The sequence below is a fragment of the Bradyrhizobium sp. CCBAU 21365 genome (genome assembly GCF_015291305.1).
GTDB classification, from domain to species: domain Bacteria; phylum Pseudomonadota; class Alphaproteobacteria; order Rhizobiales; family Xanthobacteraceae; genus Bradyrhizobium; species Bradyrhizobium elkanii.
The window spans coordinates 2,929,760-2,947,372 of the sequence record NZ_CP030036.1; the positions used below are offsets into that span (position 1 = coordinate 2,929,760).

General features: G+C 60.1%; 16 protein-coding genes. 13 read left to right on the top strand and 3 right to left on the bottom strand.

What is annotated here, in order from left to right:
* Positions 1 to 37 precede the first annotated feature (37 nt).
* From XI02_RS13515 to XI02_RS13555, 9 genes are all read left to right on the top strand, one after another.
* Positions 38 to 640, top strand: coding sequence for a hypothetical protein (locus XI02_RS13515; RefSeq protein WP_194483430.1), 603 nt, complete (start codon positions 38 to 40; stop codon positions 638 to 640).
* On the top strand, positions 640 to 1,347 hold the full coding sequence (locus tag XI02_RS13520; protein ID WP_194483431.1) for a hypothetical protein: 708 nt from the start codon (positions 640 to 642) through the stop codon (positions 1,345 to 1,347). The genes XI02_RS13515 and XI02_RS13520 overlap by 1 nt, the downstream gene beginning before the upstream one ends.
* Positions 1,344 to 2,891, top strand: a complete 1,548-nt coding sequence (locus XI02_RS13525; RefSeq protein ID WP_194483432.1) for a hypothetical protein — start codon at positions 1,344 to 1,346, stop codon at positions 2,889 to 2,891. Before XI02_RS13520 ends, XI02_RS13525 begins: the two co-directional genes overlap by 4 nt.
* Positions 2,892 to 2,896: 5 nt before the next feature.
* Complete coding sequence (locus tag XI02_RS13530; protein WP_194483433.1) at positions 2,897 to 3,286, top strand: GNAT family N-acetyltransferase; 390 nt, start codon at positions 2,897 to 2,899, stop codon at positions 3,284 to 3,286.
* Position 3,287: 1 nt separating this feature from the next.
* Positions 3,288 to 4,277 (top strand): tail fiber domain-containing protein, encoded by a 990-nt coding sequence (locus tag XI02_RS13535; RefSeq protein ID WP_194483434.1) that lies wholly within the window; start codon positions 3,288 to 3,290, stop codon positions 4,275 to 4,277.
* The gene (locus XI02_RS13540; RefSeq protein ID WP_194483435.1) at positions 4,277 to 6,160 is read left to right on the top strand and encodes a M15 family metallopeptidase; all 1,884 of its coding nucleotides are present in this window, start codon (positions 4,277 to 4,279) and stop codon (positions 6,158 to 6,160) included. Before XI02_RS13535 ends, XI02_RS13540 begins: the two co-directional genes overlap by 1 nt.
* Entirely contained in the window at positions 6,161 to 8,323 is a 2,163-nt protein-coding gene (locus XI02_RS13545; RefSeq protein WP_194483436.1) for a hypothetical protein, read from the top strand.
* Positions 8,324 to 8,543: 220 nt separating this feature from the next.
* Entirely contained in the window at positions 8,544 to 9,479 is a 936-nt protein-coding gene (locus tag XI02_RS13550) for a hypothetical protein (protein ID WP_194483437.1), read from the top strand.
* A complete protein-coding gene (locus XI02_RS13555; protein WP_194483438.1) occupies positions 9,476 to 11,755 on the top strand; it encodes a hypothetical protein in 2,280 nt (759 codons plus the stop codon). The genes XI02_RS13550 and XI02_RS13555 overlap by 4 nt, the downstream gene beginning before the upstream one ends.
* Here the strand turns inward: XI02_RS13555 and XI02_RS13560 are convergent.
* Both XI02_RS13560 and XI02_RS13565 read right to left on the bottom strand, forming a co-directional pair.
* Complete coding sequence (locus XI02_RS13560; RefSeq protein ID WP_246783620.1) at positions 11,752 to 13,722, bottom strand: acyltransferase family protein; 1,971 nt, start codon at positions 13,720 to 13,722, stop codon at positions 11,752 to 11,754. The two genes, XI02_RS13555 and XI02_RS13560, sit on opposite strands and share 4 nt — an antisense overlap.
* 151 nt (positions 13,723 to 13,873) lie before the next feature.
* Positions 13,874 to 14,260 carry a hypothetical protein gene (locus tag XI02_RS13565; RefSeq protein ID WP_194483439.1) on the bottom strand — a complete coding sequence of 129 codons (387 nt, stop codon included), beginning with the start codon at positions 14,258 to 14,260 and terminating at the stop codon, positions 13,874 to 13,876.
* A gap of 300 nt (positions 14,261 to 14,560) precedes the next feature.
* Here XI02_RS13565 and XI02_RS13570 point away from each other — a divergent pair, with 300 nt between their 5' ends.
* The 4 genes from XI02_RS13570 to XI02_RS13585 are packed head-to-tail and all read left to right on the top strand — an operon-like array spanning position 14,561 to position 16,383.
* Positions 14,561 to 15,223 carry a hypothetical protein gene (locus tag XI02_RS13570; RefSeq protein WP_194483440.1) on the top strand — a complete coding sequence of 221 codons (663 nt, stop codon included), beginning with the start codon at positions 14,561 to 14,563 and terminating at the stop codon, positions 15,221 to 15,223.
* A complete protein-coding gene (locus XI02_RS13575) occupies positions 15,220 to 15,582 on the top strand; it encodes a hypothetical protein (RefSeq protein ID WP_194483441.1) in 363 nt (120 codons plus the stop codon). The genes XI02_RS13570 and XI02_RS13575 overlap by 4 nt, the downstream gene beginning before the upstream one ends.
* A gap of 3 nt (positions 15,583 to 15,585) precedes the next feature.
* Positions 15,586 to 15,984, top strand: coding sequence for a hypothetical protein (locus XI02_RS13580; protein ID WP_194483442.1), 399 nt, complete (start codon positions 15,586 to 15,588; stop codon positions 15,982 to 15,984).
* Positions 15,985 to 16,002: 18 nt separating this feature from the next.
* Entirely contained in the window at positions 16,003 to 16,383 is a 381-nt protein-coding gene (locus XI02_RS13585; RefSeq protein WP_194483443.1) for a hypothetical protein, read from the top strand.
* A 261-nt stretch (positions 16,384 to 16,644) separates the two neighbouring features.
* Here XI02_RS13585 and XI02_RS13590 read toward each other — a convergent pair whose 3' ends face one another.
* On the bottom strand, positions 16,645 to 16,872 hold the full coding sequence (locus XI02_RS13590) for a hypothetical protein (RefSeq protein ID WP_194483444.1): 228 nt from the start codon (positions 16,870 to 16,872) through the stop codon (positions 16,645 to 16,647).
* Positions 16,873 to 17,613 lie beyond the last annotated feature (741 nt).

A 17,613-nucleotide genomic window follows, 5' to 3' on the forward strand; every position in this document is an offset into this window, starting at 1 on the left:
TTTCTCTTTCTCTCATCCGATCAAAAGGACCAGAATTATGCTCGACGACATTGGCAGCGCGTTCGGAACTGAATTTGCGACCATCGGCATGGGCGGAAACGCCGAGTTTGCCGACCAGAACAAGGGCGTGACGCCCGTGTTCTTTGTGCTGCCCGTGCAGGATGAGGCGGCCACCGAGAAAGCCGGCGCGCTCCGTATGCAGGAGCAGGAGATGGTTCGCATCCACGTTGCTGGCGATACGCTCAACGTCGCAACCTCTCCGGTGACCGAGGAAATCAAGCAGCGGTTCCCGGAACAGTACCGGAAGTGGAAGGAAACCCGCCAGGAGCGCCATATCGTCGGCACGCCGCTAAAGGCATGGCCGCTCATCCCGGCGATCCGGATTTTTGAGTTCGAGGCGCTCGGCATCTTTTCGGTCGAGAACCTGGCCGAAGTGGCCGACGCCAACATCCACCGGCTGGCGGACGGCCGCGCGTGGCGCGAGAAGGCCAAGGCGTGGCTCGAGGCGGCCAAGAAGGGCGGCGCGGCCGCGAAATATGCAGCCGAAAATGAACGCCTGCGTGAGCAGGTCGCCAGCCTCGAAAAGCGTCTTGAGGAACTGGCCGCCCAGGTCAAGGCGTCGACCAAGGAAGCCGCCTGATGTCGATCCTGAGCGTGTTGCAGACGGCCATGCCGCTGTGTGGTCTGCCTGCGCCTGCTCAGGCCGTATCGTCGGTTGATCCGAACGTTCAGAAGTTCGTTGCGATGGCGCAGGACATCGGCGACGAGCTCCGTGAGCGCTTCTTTTGGCGTAACCTGAACATCGCCGGCCAAATCACTGGCGATGGGTCGACGACTTTGTTCGATCTCCCGTCAGATTGGGCACTGCTGTCGCCGGGCCAGCAGATCTATTCGTCGGTGAACACGCTGTCGCCGCGGTATGGGCCGATCACGAACGAGCAGCTTGCCGCTCTCAAGTCATCCCAGGTCGCACCAGTGCGTCCGGTCTGGCGTCTCATTGGCTCGGCTCTCGAGTTTTTCCCCGCGATCGGGGCGGGAGAGATCATCACCTTCAATTACTATAGCACCAACTGGGTGTCGAACACGGACGGATCGCTGCGCCAGCCCACATTCCTGCTCGACAGCGATTTCTCAATGATCGACGAGCTCGTGATCCGGCGCGGCCTCATCTATCGCTGGAAGGAGTCGAAGGGCCTTGAATGCTCGGCCGATCAAGGTCGATATGAGCGGGCACTCGATCGAGCTGCCGGGCGTGAGGATGGCGAGCGCATCACGTCGACCGCTGCCCCCGTGCTCGACGTCGATGGATGGTGGCCCGGAACGGTCACGTTCGTGGGGCCGGTATGACGAAGCGGCGTCCGCCTCCGTCGCAGACCGCCTTCCTGCCGGCGCCGACTGCGGGGTGGTATGTCGGTGACAACCTGTCGACCGCGCCGCCAGGCACGGCGTACATTCTCGACAACGCCTTTCCGCAGCAGGACTATGTCCGGATGCGCGCCGGTTCGCTGGCGTATGCGACCGGGATGGTATCCGCAGCCGTCACCTCCCTGATCCCTTACGTCAACGGGACGAGCAGCAAATTCTTTGCATCCTGTTCCGGCAACATCTATGACATTACGAGCGGCGGCGTCGTCGGCGCGCCGGTACAGGTCGGGCTCAACACGACAGCGCTTGTGGAATATATCCAGTTCACGAACGCCGGGGCGACGTGGCTGATCTGCGTTAACGGCGTCGATCCTGCCTTTATGTTCAACGGCACGTCCTGGCAGACCTCGCCGGCCATCACTGGACTGACCGGCGGAAATCTCGCGTTTGTCTGGCCGTTCAAGAGTGCGCTTTATGGGGTGCAGGCCGCGTCGCTTGCAGCATGGTACCTCGCTACAAATGCGATAGGCGGAGCCGCAACCAAGTTCGACCTATCCGGCATCTTCAAGTATGGCGGCTATCTGCTGTGCGGGACGTCCTGGTCGATCTCATCTAACAGCGGTCTGTATGAGACAAACGTCTTCATCACCTCGGAAGGCGAGGTGGCGATGTACGATGGTCTCAATCCGGCCGACACGGCATGGACGCTGAAGGGCCTCTACAAGATCGCGAAGCCGCTTGGGCGTCGCTGCATCATGAAGGCCGGCGGCGATATCGCGATCATGACGGAAGACGGCATCGTCCCAATGTCTCAGGTCATGACGCTGGATCAGATCGCGCTTCAGAACGTCGCGGTGACCAAACCGATCGCGCCTGCATGGAAGAATGCGGTGATCGCACGACAGGGATTATCCGGCTGGCAGATCACGACATGGCCGCTGCAGAGCATGGGGATCATCAACCTTCCGAAGGCGACCGCCGGAGATGCCACCCAGTTCATTGCCAATGTCCGGTCCGGCGCGTGGGGACGGTATCTCGGCTGGGATGCCAACTGTTTCGCCGTCTACAACAACAATCTGTACTACGGCACGTCTGATGGTCGGGTCATGCAGGCGGAGGTGGGAGGACAGGACGACGGGAAGAACTACACGATGACGATCTTCCCGTCGTATACGGATCTCAAATCGCCGGCCAACACCAAGCACGTCAAGATGGTGCGGCCGCGGCTGCAGGCATCCTATGGCGTCACTCCGAAGGTCACGGTGAAGGTCGATTTCGACACAGTTGCACCATTGGCGCCGACGGCGAGTGTGCCTGCATCGACCGGCGCGCTGTGGGACGTGGCACTCTGGGACGTCGCGGTATGGCCTCCGACGCTGGTTGATCTGTCGGCGTGGACAGACGCTCAGGGATTCGGCGCGGTCGTCTCTCCTGTGCTTCAATTGACGCTGTCGACCTCGATCACGCCGGACGTCCGGTTGAATTCGACCGAGCTGCTTTATGAGGTCGGCGCACCCATGGGGTGATCGTGGTGTTTCAGGATACCGCGCGAGCGAGGCGCATCGCCGAGCCGGCCCTGAATTGCACGTTTTCTGAGCCGATGATCGGGCTGGTGATCGAGCGGGACGGCGTCGATGTCGGCGCGGTGATCCTCAACGGCTACACGCCGGGCTGCAACATCGATCTGACCGGAGTTGGCCGCGGAGCCTGGACGCTATTCGTAGTGAGGGATATCGCGCGCTACTGCTTTGCGCGAGTGAAAAGGGTCACGGCTCGCACGAGCGTGAAGAATGAAGCGGCGATCAAAAGCCTGTCGAAACTCGGTTTCAAACAGGAGGGCATCATGCGGGAGTTTTTCCCGGATGGTGATGCCGTCTGCATGTCGCTCCTCAGGAGCGAGCAAAAATTGATCAGGCTGTAAAATGGACTCTCCCAAGGCTCCGGATCCATACCAGACGGCTGCAGCCCAGACGCAGTCGAACGTTCAGACTGCGAAGACGCAGCAAGAACTGAATATGGTCAATCAGTCGAACCCTTACGGGTCGCTGACCTATTCGGTGAGTGGCACGAATGCCGACGGCACGCCCCAATACACGGCGACCACGTCGCTGACGCCGACCGGACAGTCCTTGTTCGACAACGCGAATGCCCTTGCAGGCAAGCAGCAGTCGATCGCAAACACGCTCCTGAGTGGCGGGCAGGGCGCATTTTCAGGGCAGCCGCTCGATCTTTCGTACAACGGGACCGCAGCGGCGCTCGACGCGCTCAACAAGTCGCGGCTTGATCCGCAGTGGAAACAAAACCAGGATCAGCTCGAGGCCCAATTGGCGGCCCAGGGCTTGCAGCCCGGCATGGCCGGCTACGACGCCGCTTTCCGCAATTTCAGCACTGCGAAGAACGACGCATACAACAGCGCGAATCTGGCCGATTACCAGACGGCGGTGAACAATGCGATTACGCAGTATCAGATGCCGCTGCAGACCTACTCAACGCTAGTCAACGGCACGTCGCCGCAGATGCCTAACTCTGCGGCCGTGTCGACGCCGACGACGAACGTGGCGGGGACGGATATCGCCGGGCTCGTGCAGAAGAATTATGAAGATCAGCTGAACCAGAGCAACGCCACGATGGGTGGTCTGTTTGGGCTCGGCGGAACGCTTGGCGGCAGTCTGCTGCAGGGCATCGGCAAAGCTGGCGGCATGGCGTCGTTCTTCTCGGATCGGCGCCTCAAGAGCGACATCGTCCGGATCGGCACGCTCGAAAACGGCCTTCCCTTCTACGAATACACGATCTTCGGCGGCCGCCAGCGCGGCGTGATGGCTGACGAAGTCGAGGAGGTCATGCCTGATGCCGTGTTCACACATCCGAGCGGCTTCAAGATGGTCAATTATGCAGCGCTGGGGCTCGCCTGATGGCTATCGGTGATTACTCGATCGATACGACCGGCACGCAAGGCGATGTCAACCGGCGCCGGGCATATGCGGATGCGCTGATGCGCGCGGGCGGCGATAGCACGCCGATCAGGAGCCCGTGGCAGGGCCTCAATCGGCTCGCTCAGGGTCTTCTCGGCGGCTACCAGGCCGGGCAGATGGACCGGGAAGAGGACGCCGGACGCAAAGCCGCGAGCGACCAGCTCGCCAGCCTGTTGATCAACGCGTCCGGAGGGGCCCCAGCGCAGGCAACCTCCTCAGCTGCCATGCCGGCCATTGCGACGGCAGCACCCGGTCCGACGGTCTCGAATGATGCCAATGCGACCCCCGGGACGGTTGGCATGGATCAGCGTCTTGCGGACCGCACCCAGGATTTCATCCAGGATAACCCGGGTACTTTCCTCTCCAGCGGCGTCCGTAGCCGGGACGACCAGGCGCGGCTCTATGCCGATCGGGCGAATAACCCCAACCCGGTGGCCGCGCCGGGCACCTCCTTACACGAGCGCGGCATGGCGGCGGATATCGGCGGGATGTCGCCTGGACAGCGCGCGATGCTGCCTCAGTATGGGCTCGCCCAGCCTGTCGCCAACGATCCGGTGCATGTGCAATTGGCGGACGCCTCCGACGATGCAAAGCTGCCGGCGGCGGCTCAGCCGACGCAAGGTATGCTCCCGACCGCGGAAGCCGTTGCCGGCGCCCGGCCGGTGCGGATGCCCCAGAACCGAACCACGGCGGCCGCGCTGCAGATCCTCCAGAACCCCTATGCGACGCCCGCGCAGAAGCAGGTAGCAAGCGCGATGCTTAGCGCCGCCCTTAAGCCGCGCGAGCAGCACACGCAGATGACCGACGCCGCCGGCAACGTCTGGGACGTCAACCAGACCACGGGGCAACGCACTGTCGCGCTGAAGAAAGACCCGTCGTTCAGCGCTCCGTACAAGGACGACGACGGCAACCTGGTGCAAAAGGACGCGACTGGGAAGATCTCGGTCCTTTCGGCCGCGGACAAGACGCCGAACAGCGTCAGCGAATACAAATACTATACGGACAACTTCAAGCCGACGCCTGAGAACCCCAAGCCGATGGATTATGCGACCTTCTCGACGGCGAAAGCCCGGGCGGGGGCGACGAACATCAGCAACAGCGTCGATCTCAACAGCGGCCAGACCTACGACAAGCAGCTGGCCGAAGGGCTCGGCAAGTCGCATGCCGGGCTTGCCAACGGCGTCGAAGATGCTCAGGCGCGGGCGCGGGATATTGCCGCGATGCAGGGCGCGATCGACGCAATCCAGCGCAACGGGGGCACTACCGGCGGCCTGGCGCCGCAAGCACGGCTCGAGCTCCAGAAGTCGATCAACGCTGGCCTCAATGCCGTCGGCATCACCAAGCCGTTCAGCGAGGACGATCTGTCGGATAAGGAGTTCCTGACCAAGTTCAACCGCTCGATGGCCGGCGCGCAGGCGAAGAACGCGGTCGGCAGCCGCGTCACGAACTTCGAGATGTCGAACTTCTTGAAGGCGAACCCGGGTCTCGACATGACCGTGACGGGCAACCAGCGCCTGCTCGGCATCCAGGCGCAGATCGAACAGCGGAATATCGCGGTCGGCAATGCCATCCGCGATGCGACGGCCGAAGCTATCTCGCAGGGCAAGAAGGTCGATCCGCGCACGGTTGAGGGGATCATCCGGAAATACGATGAGGACCACCACATCACCGATCCTGCCACCGGTCAGGATCTGACGCAGAGCTACGTGCTGCCTGAGTTCCAGAAGGCCGACCAGGGTACGAACGCAGGCCTTGCCGGCCGTCATGAGCAGAACATGCGCAAGGTTCGCCGGTACGATCCTGAAACGGGGACGCTGAAGTAAATGGCTGACGCGATCCAGATCCAGGCGCCGGACGGCTCTCTGATCGAGTTTCCTGCAGGCACTTCCGATGCCACGATCACGTCTGTGATGGCGCGCGAGTTCGGTGGACCGAAGGCGCCGAAAGCTGCGGCGACGCCGGAAGCGTCAAATCCGAGTAATCCTCAGATGACGGTCGACGGCCTCGGGAATCCGATAGCGCTTGACCTCAGCAAGCCGGACGCCGCGCCGAACCTGTCGGCCGGCGAAAAGACCATGCGCGCGATCGGCGCCGTCGACAGCGGCGTCAGGGCGGTCGCTAACGGTATCCCATTTATGGACCGGTTCGCGGCGGGCATGGGGGCTTTGACCGGCATCGGTGGCGAGCGCGGAGACTACGCCGGGAACCTCGCGAAGCAGCGCGCGGAGGATCAGCGCTTGGCGGAAGCGGCGCCGATCGCGAACACGGCCGCACACCTGGTCGGCGGCGCAATGTTGCCGCTGGGGGCCATCGGAGCGGCGGCGAAGGGGGGCGGCCTCTTGGCAAAGACCCTTCTAGGTGCAGGGACCGGGGGCGCGTTTGGCGCCGCGCAAGGTGTTTCGGATGCTCCAGATCTTACAAATGCTTCGGATGCTGCGCTGCATGCGGGTAAAGGGGCCGTCGTGGGTTCGGTCATCGGAGGCGTTCTGCCCGCGACGGGAAAGGCAATCGGTGCTGGTTATAATGCCATTGCGGATGCGCTGATCGGCGCCGAAGGCATGTCGCGTCCGGCAGCTCGGCATCTGACGAACGCACTCGCCGCCGATACACCGGCCGCGGTGCGGTCTCGGCTCGACGAGCTCGGCCCCGATGCCATGCTGGCTGATGCCGGCCCGGCCTTCCTTGGAAAGACGCAGGGCGCGGTGCTCAACAGCGATGAGGCGCGGTCGATCGGTGTCGGTGCGCTCAATGCCCGCAACGATGCCACGAACCGCCGGATCATGGGGGACGTCGACCGGGCCCTGGGACCGGCTGAAGACCCGCAGACAGTCACGAACACGATCCGCGCGCACCGATCCGCAGTCGACAATGCGAACTATCCGGCGGCGTTGAACGCTGCGCCGGACGTCCAGACGGCGCCGATCCTGGCACAACTCGACTACATGATCCCGCGCGCTGTCGGCATGGAGCGACGGGCCCTGACCAGCCTGCGCGGCATGATGATGACGACCGAACGCCGCCCGCTGGTCGATGCCGCGGGTCATCCTCAATACGACAATCTGGGCCGTCCTCGGTTCGAGGAGATTCCGGTCAACCAGCAGGACGCCGAAGTCCTGCACAAGGTGAAGCAGGAGCTCGACAACGTCATCCAGTACGACGCGCCTGGCCTTGGTATCCCGGCGGGGGCCGTCTCGCGGCAGCAGGGCGCTCTCCGAATGATGCGCGGCCAGCTGAACGAAGCGCTCGAGCAGCAGGTTCCTGGTTATGCGAACGCGAACCGGCAATCGGCGGCTCTAGCGCGCCGCGGTGATGCTGTTGAAGCCGGGACGCAATATCTAGGCTCGGGAAAGACGACGCCATCACCGGAGCGTTTTGCTGGCGAGTTTGGCCAGCTCGAGCCCGGCGAGCAGATCGCCTTCGCAAAGGGCTCGCGGGGTAACATCGATCGCCTGCTCGGGACCAAGGCGAACGACCTGCAGGCCTTGAAGGGCGAGCTTCAGGGTGAGGGCGGCTGGAATACAGCGAAGATTGCAACGGTTCACGGCCAGGACGCTGCCGATGATCTGATGGCATCCGTCGAACGGAACGCGAAATTCCGGGATACCCATAACAAGGTCGTCGAGAACTCTCAGACTGCACAGCGGCGCGCAGCGGCCGAGAACATGAAGCCGGAAGTGCCGGGCGAGATGCAGCTGATCACGCCGCAGACGACCGGGATCGGGTTGCTGTCGGCCGGCGCAAAGAAGGCCGCGAACTGGCTGATCAACGGCATGCGGGCTGACCCGACGGCGCAGTACGGGGAAATGGCGCGCATTCTGACCTCTCAGGGATCCGCGCGCGATCGTCACCTGGATGCGCTGGCGACGTCGCTCCTCAGCCGGGATACGAACCGCGCTGCAGCGCCGGCTATTGGGAATCGCGCCGCGCTGGCGGCAGCACTTCTTGAGAATGAGTATTTGCGCGATCGTACAGGTACGCACCGATGATCACGGGAATGAGGATTGCAGCGCCGATCAGCGCGCCCCAGCCCAAGCCCATGTTGTCGATAGACGTGTTCAGCAGCCACTTCAGGGCAGCGATGACCGCGAGAAGAACGGCTGAACAGATGACGATACGAAGCATCCCGGGAAAATAGCTCAACCGGGCTCAAAGTCAAAATCCGTACCAATCCGGCCCCGTTTTCGGGGCCTTTTTCGTGGGAAATCCATGCCAAGGCAAAGTAACGGCACCTATCAGCAGCCGGCGAACACGGCCGCCATACCGACCACGCCCATCAGCTCGACCGCCTACAACGCGCTGATCACGGACATCGGCACTGAGCTGACCAACAGCCTGGACCGCGGCGGTCGATCGGCGATGACGGCGCCTCTTCCGATGGGTGGTCAGAAGATCACAGGAATGGCTGATCCATCTGTTTCGACTGACGGTGCGACGAAGAACTATGTCGATACGACCACAGCAGCGTTCTTCTCGACGGGGGACGTCAAATTAACGTTGAAGGTCTTCGCTGACCCTGGTTGGGTTTTGGTCGTAAACACTGGCGACGGTTCGGGTCTGGCTGGGACGATCGGAAGCGCTTCATCTGGGTCGACCATCAGAGCGAATGCGGACTGCCAGCCTTTATTCAACTTGCTCTTCGCGAACGCTAACGACGCAAATGCGCCCCTTTATACAGCCTCCGGCGTTCTGACCACGCGAGCGGCGCAGACGAATGCAGCGACGGCATGGGCAGCCAACTGTCGTGTTCATCTCGGATTTTGGGCCGGGCGCGCGATAGGCGTTACAGGAAATGGTGGATCTGGCTTCACGGCGCGGGTGCCTTTGGCATTTGCCGGTGAAGAAACTCACGTTCTCTCCGCCAGTGAGCTTCCTTCGATCTCATCTGGTGGTAGCTATTCCGGATCAGCTACTGTCAACAGTGTTAACTGGGTTGCCAGCAATCCAAATGACTCCACAGCGATTTCCGTTGTTGGCGGTGGTGTTGGATTGGCTGTTCCCGCAGCGAATGGCGGCACAGTTTCAAAGATACAATCCATAGGCTCTTCGTCAGGCTCTGTCGCATTAGCCTCTACAAACACTGGCGGTGCCGCGCACAACAACATGCAGCCTAGCATTTTTGTCAACGCAATGGTGAAGCTATGACCAGCATCATCGTCAGCACACCTCCGCCAGTCCAGGCGCCTCCGACGCCAACGTCAGGAGACACTCAGGTTCTGGGACCTCTCACATATGTGCCTGCGATCCCAACGCTGTCCCAGACGTGGACTCGCGCTCAAACGTTCCTGCCAAACACGCTCCTGCTAGCCGGATCGATCAGCGGCGCGCTGATCCTCAATGGGCCGCCCGCCGCAAGTGGCGTGATCACCTGGCCCGCAGGAACGACGGACTTTTCGAGCACTGGCGGGACGTCTCAGGTCGTTATGCAGGCCGTCCAAGGGGGACCTTTTACAGTAAGGCAGCTTGGGATATCCGATCTGGGCGGATTGGGAGCAAACGTCGCGGCGTTCCTGGCGACTCCGTCGAGCGCAAATCTCCGGTCTGCTATCACAGACGAAACCGGAAACGGTGCACTGGTATTTCAAAATGGTGCACTTGGCGCGCCGTCCTCGGCGACACTGACGAACGCAACTGGACTTCCTATTTCAACTGGCCTCGCCGGCTATCCGAATAACGCCGCGCTATATTTGGACGGTACTGGCAATTTCACCAGTCCGCCCGGTAGCGGCGTGCCATTGTTTGATAGTGCAGCTTCCGCCGCCGCAGCATCATCAACGACGCCGCACATCATGGTGGTCGATGAGAGTGCCCAAGCGGCGTACGCTTATGATCCGAGCACGACCAGCGCAGCGACCATCACGAATGCGGTCGGCCGCAAGTATCGGAATATCGAGAAGGTGTTGACTCCTAAAATGTTCGGCGCGGTGGGTAACGGCATTGCCGACGATACTGCCTCGCTAGCCGCCTTAGCTGCTGAAATTCAGTGGCGCGGCACCGGCCGAGTAGAGTTCGAAGACAACAAGAATTACCTCGTCTGGACTAGTGTTCCATCGGCCGGTTCTTCGATCATGAGTTTCAACGCGGTTAAGAAGCTCGCGATGAACTTCAACGGCAGCAAGATCAGCATTCCAATTAATTTCGCGTCTAACGCTATCGTTGTCTACGGGATTATCGGGACTGACTGCGAGAACATCAGCATCTATAATCCTCAGATCGTACAGACCGCCTATACGACTCTCGACAGCGCTAAAGGCACGCAAGGGATTTACCTCGTTAATGCCTGCCGTGGCATTGAAGTCCATGATTTCTTAATGCCAAGCGGGGGCGTCTCCGGATTCAGTGCCGTTCGTAACAACGCGAATAAAGGCCGGGACATGTTCATGTCCGGCGAATTCACAAACGTCTACTATCCGGCGAGTTTCCAGCGAAGCGGCGATCAGGCAGAGTTGCGGTACAAGGCTATCAATTCTGGCCGTTCGTACTTTCCTTACAACGTTCGCCAACACCAGGTCACGTTGTACAGCCAAAATGGTGGCACGTTCGATGACTGCCTCCTGAAGGTGTACGCGAACAATGCCGAGAGCAACGAGAACAATACGCTTTCTGATATTGACCTACATTATATCAACCCGGGCCGAACCGTCGTAGCAGGTACGGGCAGCATTGTTCGCCTGGCTTTCGACCAGTGGTCTGCAACACCGGCCGCTGGCTTCATCCGCAACATCAAGATCAGGTTCGATGTTGATACCGGCAGTCAGTTCCATCCGCCGCTCATTGCGACCGGGAAGTACCTGAGCAACAGTTCTTTTGATACTGGCGTTGCTCGTGGCCATATCATGAGCAATATCGAGTTCTCAGGCTTCGTCAATCTCGGCACTCAGAACACGACCGGTATGGAGCTTTTCACTACTGCGACAGGCTACAGCGGCGGTGACTTCTCTCTAGAGACCGTAGAGAATATTACCTTCCGAAACTTCTCCCAGTACGGTGCATCGGCAACGATGAATATGCTTGCCAATTGCGTTACTCGTAACCTCCGTTATGAAAATGCTTTCATGGCGGGTACGACAACCTACGGCACTATTCCGGCTAAGAGGATTGATTTCGGAAACAACGTCAGTATCGGCGCTGTCAAAAGTTTCGGCGAAACCGGGACCCCCGGGTCGGCTGGCTATCAGGCGTATCGTCGCCAGGCGGACGGTGGCATTCACTGCTGGGGTCTTGTCACCGCAACAGGAGCAGCGAATACGTCGGTGACGTTTCCGATTGCTTTCAGCGCTATTCCAACTGTTGTTTGCAGCAGTACCGCTGGCGGTACAACCAGCCCTGTTAATGCTGTTTCAGCCACTACATCAGGCTTTCAGGTGAATAACCCGGGAACGTCTGTTGTAGTTGCATGGTCCGCCACGGGTTACCTCTAGTCGGGCGCAGCCGAAGCTTCCGCCCGGGCAGGCCTTTCGGCGAGCGCTCGCGGCAGGTCGAGCACATCGGCAAGCGCGCGCCGTGTGTCGGGCTCGAGGTTGCGGCGGATGTGTCCGCCGTCACGGTAAAGGAACTCGCCGTTTAGCCACGTTGTGCAACCCTTGTCGTCGCACAGCGCCTCGCGCGGGACCACGACACTGACATGAGGGTGACGTGCCGCGACGTCCCGAAGCATCTTGTCAGTGTCGATCGAGAACGTCTGCATATGGTGGACAAGCTGCTGATCCGGGCCGCACTGACGCCGCAAAAGGCCGTTTAGTCCCAGCGTGGCGCAAGGGATAGGATCGCGCAAGAATTGCGGCATCATGCCGATGAGAACGAACCGGCGGCCGGGGATTGAAGTCTGTTGAATGAGGTCGTCGAGGCCAGCGGCATCGAGTTCGATACCGCTCTTGTTGCCGAGCGTGCCGTCCTGTTCCGTGATGGCAGGCAGGTATGCCCAGGACGACGCCAAGATGACGAGATTGATGGACGGATCATCGTGAAGGAGGTTGATCGCGCGCTGTCTCTGGTCGGCGCATTGTTCGGGGTAGTTCGGCAAGTCAGCAATCTTGCGATAGATATGCTTGTTGAACATTGCGGGACAGGAGGCAAAGAGCAGCGTGCCGTAATCCGGAATGGCAGTTTGCACCAGCGGCGCGAAGTGCTGCGCGTGGCTGTCACCCCATAGCAGCGCCTTCGATTTTGCGGTGTCCCAAGGCTGCCCGAAGGTGCAATAAGTGTTGTTAAGCTGAGACTGGAACTTGAACGCCGGGCACGGCCACTCCCACATCGCGTCGAGGCTGCGCATCGCATAGACGGCCGGCGGAATACGCTCCGGAAGCCCATCAGCACTGTGCACATACATGCCGAAGCAGAAGACAGCCGCGCCGGTCGCGAGGCCGGTTTGCACGGTGCGCGTCGGCGACCAGCGGCGTTGTCGGAAAGGCTTCTCAACGAAGCGGAACGACAGTACTGCCAAGGCGATCGAGATGCCGGCGAGCACGACTGCCTCAAGGCGGCTGGGCTCTGCGTTGTTGATGTAGTGGCGGAACAACACCCACACCGGCCAGTGCCAGAGATACAGGCTGTAGGAAATCAACCCGATCGGACGCAACTTGCCGAGCCAATGGCTAAGCCTTGGTTCGTCCCGGCGCGGCCAGATTACGAGCGCGGCGCCGACGCATGGGTAGATCGCGGCCGTGCCTGGGAAAGCGCTCGCGCTGACAAGGATGAAGCCGGCGCCGATCAACGCGAGACCGGTCGCGATTGCCACGGCACCGAGGCGCTGCGAAAGAGGAGGCAGGAACACGAGCAGCGCGCCGAGTGCGAGCTCCCACGCGCGCGGCAGCACCAGATAGAATGCGCCCTTGGGATCGGCGTCGAGCCAGAGCAGGCTCGCGCCGAAGCCGATCACAACTGCGGTGCAGACGATGGCGACGAGGTCGATTCGCTTCCGACCGGCCGCGATGAGCGCCAAAAGGAGCGGCCAGACGAGATAGAATTGCTCCTCGACACCAAGCGACCAGGTGTGCAGGAGCGGCATCAAATCGGAACTTTGGTCGAAATAGCCAGTGTTCGACAGGAAGAAGAAGTTCGAAGCGCCGAATGCTGCGTATGCCGCGCTCGCTGCCATCGATTTGTAGTCGCCAGGCAAGAGCAAGAACTTGCCCAGCCACAGAGTCGTCAGCAGTACGACGGCAAGCGCAGGCACAATGCGTCGAATGCGACGGTCGTAGAAGTTGAGGATAGAAAAGGTGCCGCTTGCGATCTCGCCAGCGAGTTGTTGCGTTATCAGAAACCCGCTGATCACGAAAAACACGTCAACGCCGGTAAAGCCGCCCGGCAGAGCTGCATTGTAATGGAAGGCCAACACAGACAGCACGGCGATGGCCCGCAAGCCATCGATGTCAGCGCGGTATTTCAAGATTAGTGCCCGCCCGTTCTTAACTGGGTCCGGAAACTTACTCGGCGCAACCGCTCCGAGCAAGCGCAGAGCGTGACTACTAAGACACACCTAGCCGCCTTTATGACCGCGCGGTTCCACGGCGGGCACTAACTCGCATGACTGAGGAGTCCTATGTGGACTGCCAAGCAAGCCAAGTCAGATATGTCGCGCCGACGGGCGGGAAGATCATGGCAGAGCTTTTCAATAGGACGCCGGTGCAGACTACTCCGCTGCTGCAGGTTTCCCAATTCGACGACAAGAAATGACCTGCAGCGAACAAGCCAACTCCGAATGAAACGGCAGCGCGATTGTCTGTCCCCATGGTGGCATTTGAAATGGCTTCCAGGATGTCCTGGACGCTGTATTCAAGCAGGCCCCAAACTGGCCAGAAGACCAAACATACGGCTTGCCGTATTCCGAGTTGCAGTCTGTGCCTGCGGTAGAAATGTCCGGCTGTGATCAGGAAACCTAAAACATATAGCCATACAAACGGCATCAGCGACTTAAGTGAGTCCATTGCCCCGCCCCCAATGATGCTTGTGTTGAACTAGAGCCAGTAAATGATCGCAGCAATGATCGCCGCGATTGCCAAAACGCCACCAACTAGAATGAGAAGAGCGTAGGTCGGGGCGTAAATCGACATCGCCCGCAAGTGCTTCGACTTGTCCACTTTTGATTCCAAACTTCCAATACCGCTTTAAAAACGCGCGCTTATAGCACCTGCAACCTTACCGGGCAACGCCGGCCGATAATACCTTCGAACAACCCCTGATCGAGCAACCAGCCGCCGCAAGGCGGCTTTTTCATTGGAGAAATCATGGAGTCAGCGTCAATCCGGTACAAAAACCCCGGAGCAATGTGGGGTAGTGCGCTTGCCATCAAGTGGGGGGCGGCAAAGAAGGCCGTCACGCTCAATGACGGCAAGGGGCAGGGAAACAACATCGCCGTGTTTCCTACTTTCGTCCAAGGCATCTGTGCCCAGTTGGACCTATGGCGGACCTCCAAGAACTACCGCAACAAGCGATTCGCCGATGCGATCGCGATCTGGTCCGGCCACAACTCGGTGCAGTCCTACATCAACTTCTGCAAGGCCCGCGTCCCCGGCCTGACGGAAAGCACCATCATGGATGATGCTTTCTGGAAGAGCTCAAAGGGGATCGCGTTCCTCAAGGCTCAGGCGTGGCACGAGGCGGGAAAACAATATCCGGCGCCTGATGCTGATTGGATCGAGGCGCAGAAACGCGTCTTCTCCGGTGTTCCGACAGCGAACACGGTGAAGAAGGCGGCGGTGTCCGCGGCCTCGATAGCGCCGACCGTGGCGGCGGCCCACCAGTCAGGCATCTCTCTGCCTGTCGCTCTCGCGATCGGCGCTTGCATCGCACTAGTCGGCTTCCTCGTGTGGAAATTCAAGCCGCACGAAGCCGTTCCTGAAACGCCTCACCCTGATCTTGTCACGCCCGCTGTGGAGCAGCCCAAATGAATTGGCTTTGGTTTCTTTTGATCATTCCCGGATTGCTCTGCGGCTACGTTCTACTGCTTCGGCCAATCCTTCACGCCATCCCGGCCCTGAAGGGCTTTTACGATGAAGCCGACACAGTGTGGGGCAAAGTCTGGGCCGTCATGGGCAAATCCGTGACGGTGCTGTGGGGACTGTTCCTGAGCGCTGCGGCGACGGCGTTCTCCTGGCTCGACCCCTTGGCATCGGCGCTTGGCGATCCTGATCTCAAGGCGCAGATCATGAACGTGCTGAAGGACAATCCGCAGTACCTGGCTTACGTGTTGATGGGGATCTCAGCCATTACTATCGCGGCTCGGCTTCGGTCGGTTGGGAAGGCCTGACCGATGTGGATGGCTATTCTTTCCTTTCTCGGCGGCCCGGTCATCAAGGGCTTGATCGATGCGTATCAGGCCAAGCTGAAGGCCGGTAACGTTGATAGCAAGATCGCAGCGGACCTCGCCGCTGGCGAAATCGCGGCGCAGACCGCTGAGATGCAGGCTCAGACCCAATACCGCATTGCGGAGCTTGGTCACTGGTACGAGCCAGACAAGATCATGGGCTACTGCGTCGCAGTGTATGTGGCGAAGCTCCTCATTTGGGACAAAGTGATAGGTCTCGGCACGACCGATGGCCTGTGCAAGATCGGGGACAATTGCTGGGCCGGATGGGTCGCCAATACCATTGTCATTTTCTACTTCGGTAAGCGTGGCTTCGAAAACATCGCACGGATCATCAAACGCTAGTGCCGGGGACAATGAGAAGTGCAGGAATTTGGAATTTACCTGACTGCCGGGACGATCATTGCCGGCATCATCGCGATTGTCGGAATTTCTCGCAAATTCTCAACCGTCGAATCTAGCGCCACAGAATCAAAAAAGGATGTTGAGTTGCTGGAAGCTCGCATCGAAAACCTCACGCGCGACCTGCAAAAATCTGATCGCGATGGCGTCCTTCGGCTCGACGTTCTACGCCAGGAGACCGGCGAGATGGGAGCTGCGCTGCGCCAGAAGATCCACGAGGTCGAGATGAACTCCCGCGATCGCATCGACGAGGTCGCAGCGGGCATCCGCGAATCGATCGAAAAGCTTGGAGATCGCCTTGAAGGCAAGATCGATCGAGCTTTGCAGCGGCGCGACAGCTAGCCGCTCAACCAATCCGCCGGCATGTCTGACCCGGCGGTGCTCGGCCTGAGTCTTCAGGCTGTTTTCTCCCTAGACTTAGCCCGGCGCCCTAACCGGCGTCGGGCTCTTTGTGCGCCGCCACGGCTTCATTGACCTTCTGTCGGTCAAGCCGATCCTCGGGTGAGAGTTTGGAGACTGGACGCCAGATCTCGACCGGTATCGTCAAGTGGCTCTCTACCGGCTTCCGGGCCCATTCCCACCATTGATCGAAAGCGTCTTTGGTCATCGCATCAGCTCGAATAACTCGAGGACATCCGCAAGCCGCAGCTTAGCACCTTTGGGCATGTGCTGGAGGAGCAGGTGCCTGGTGTTAGCGGCGATCTCGTCCCGCTTGAGCGGGCTGTACTCGGCGTGGAACGCTTGCATCTTGGCGGCGAACTGGCGGGCCACCTCGGGCGGGATTTCCAGCGGCTTTCGGGTTATCGGCATACTCGGAAGATAGGTATCCAAAGCCGGATTACGAATCGGCAGCGGAGGCCCCGGTGTGGGGTTTCTCCGGGGCCTCGCCTTGCAACGTAGGGGTTCTCGGCCTGGAGAGAGCCGAGACCTGAAGTCAAACTCTCTTCAGCAATATCGTCAAGAGGAGGGAAAAAGCGGCAATTTGTCTCGCTAGGATTCACACGGGTTATTTCCGGAACCAGCCTCGGTTTGAATAGTCTGAGCAACAGGGCAGTTAATTTTCATTTCGTATTTTTTCAGCCCTCGAACGACGACCGCTGCTTCCTGGCGGACAGCGGCTCGGCGATCCAGCTTGGCCCCAGCATGATCCGGATGCTGGGGCCTTTTTTTATCGATAGGAACGAAGCGCATGCACTGACATTGGTTGCCCTGTTCGGTGCCGCACCGCTACGGGCACTGAGACGCCCAGCCACAAACTTGGCCCCAGCTTGTCCCCTCGCTGGGGCTGTTTCTTTTCCGGAACAAGTAGCAATTTTCAGCGTTGCGATCTCGGTCGGGTTGAGGAGTGGGACGACCATCGGCCTCAGTGCTCTCCCCGGGGCGCTGGGGCCGTTCCTTTTCTAGGCGGACCGATGACGGAAGAACGCCGAGGTGATTGGATTCTCATCATCGTAGTTCTGAGCGTCGTCGGCGTCGGTGCTGGTGCTTGATTTTGTCTTCTAAGCTCTGGTGGTTTGATGAGGCCCGTATGGAGCTGGCGGAAGGGATCGTCGCAATCGTCGGAGTGCTCAG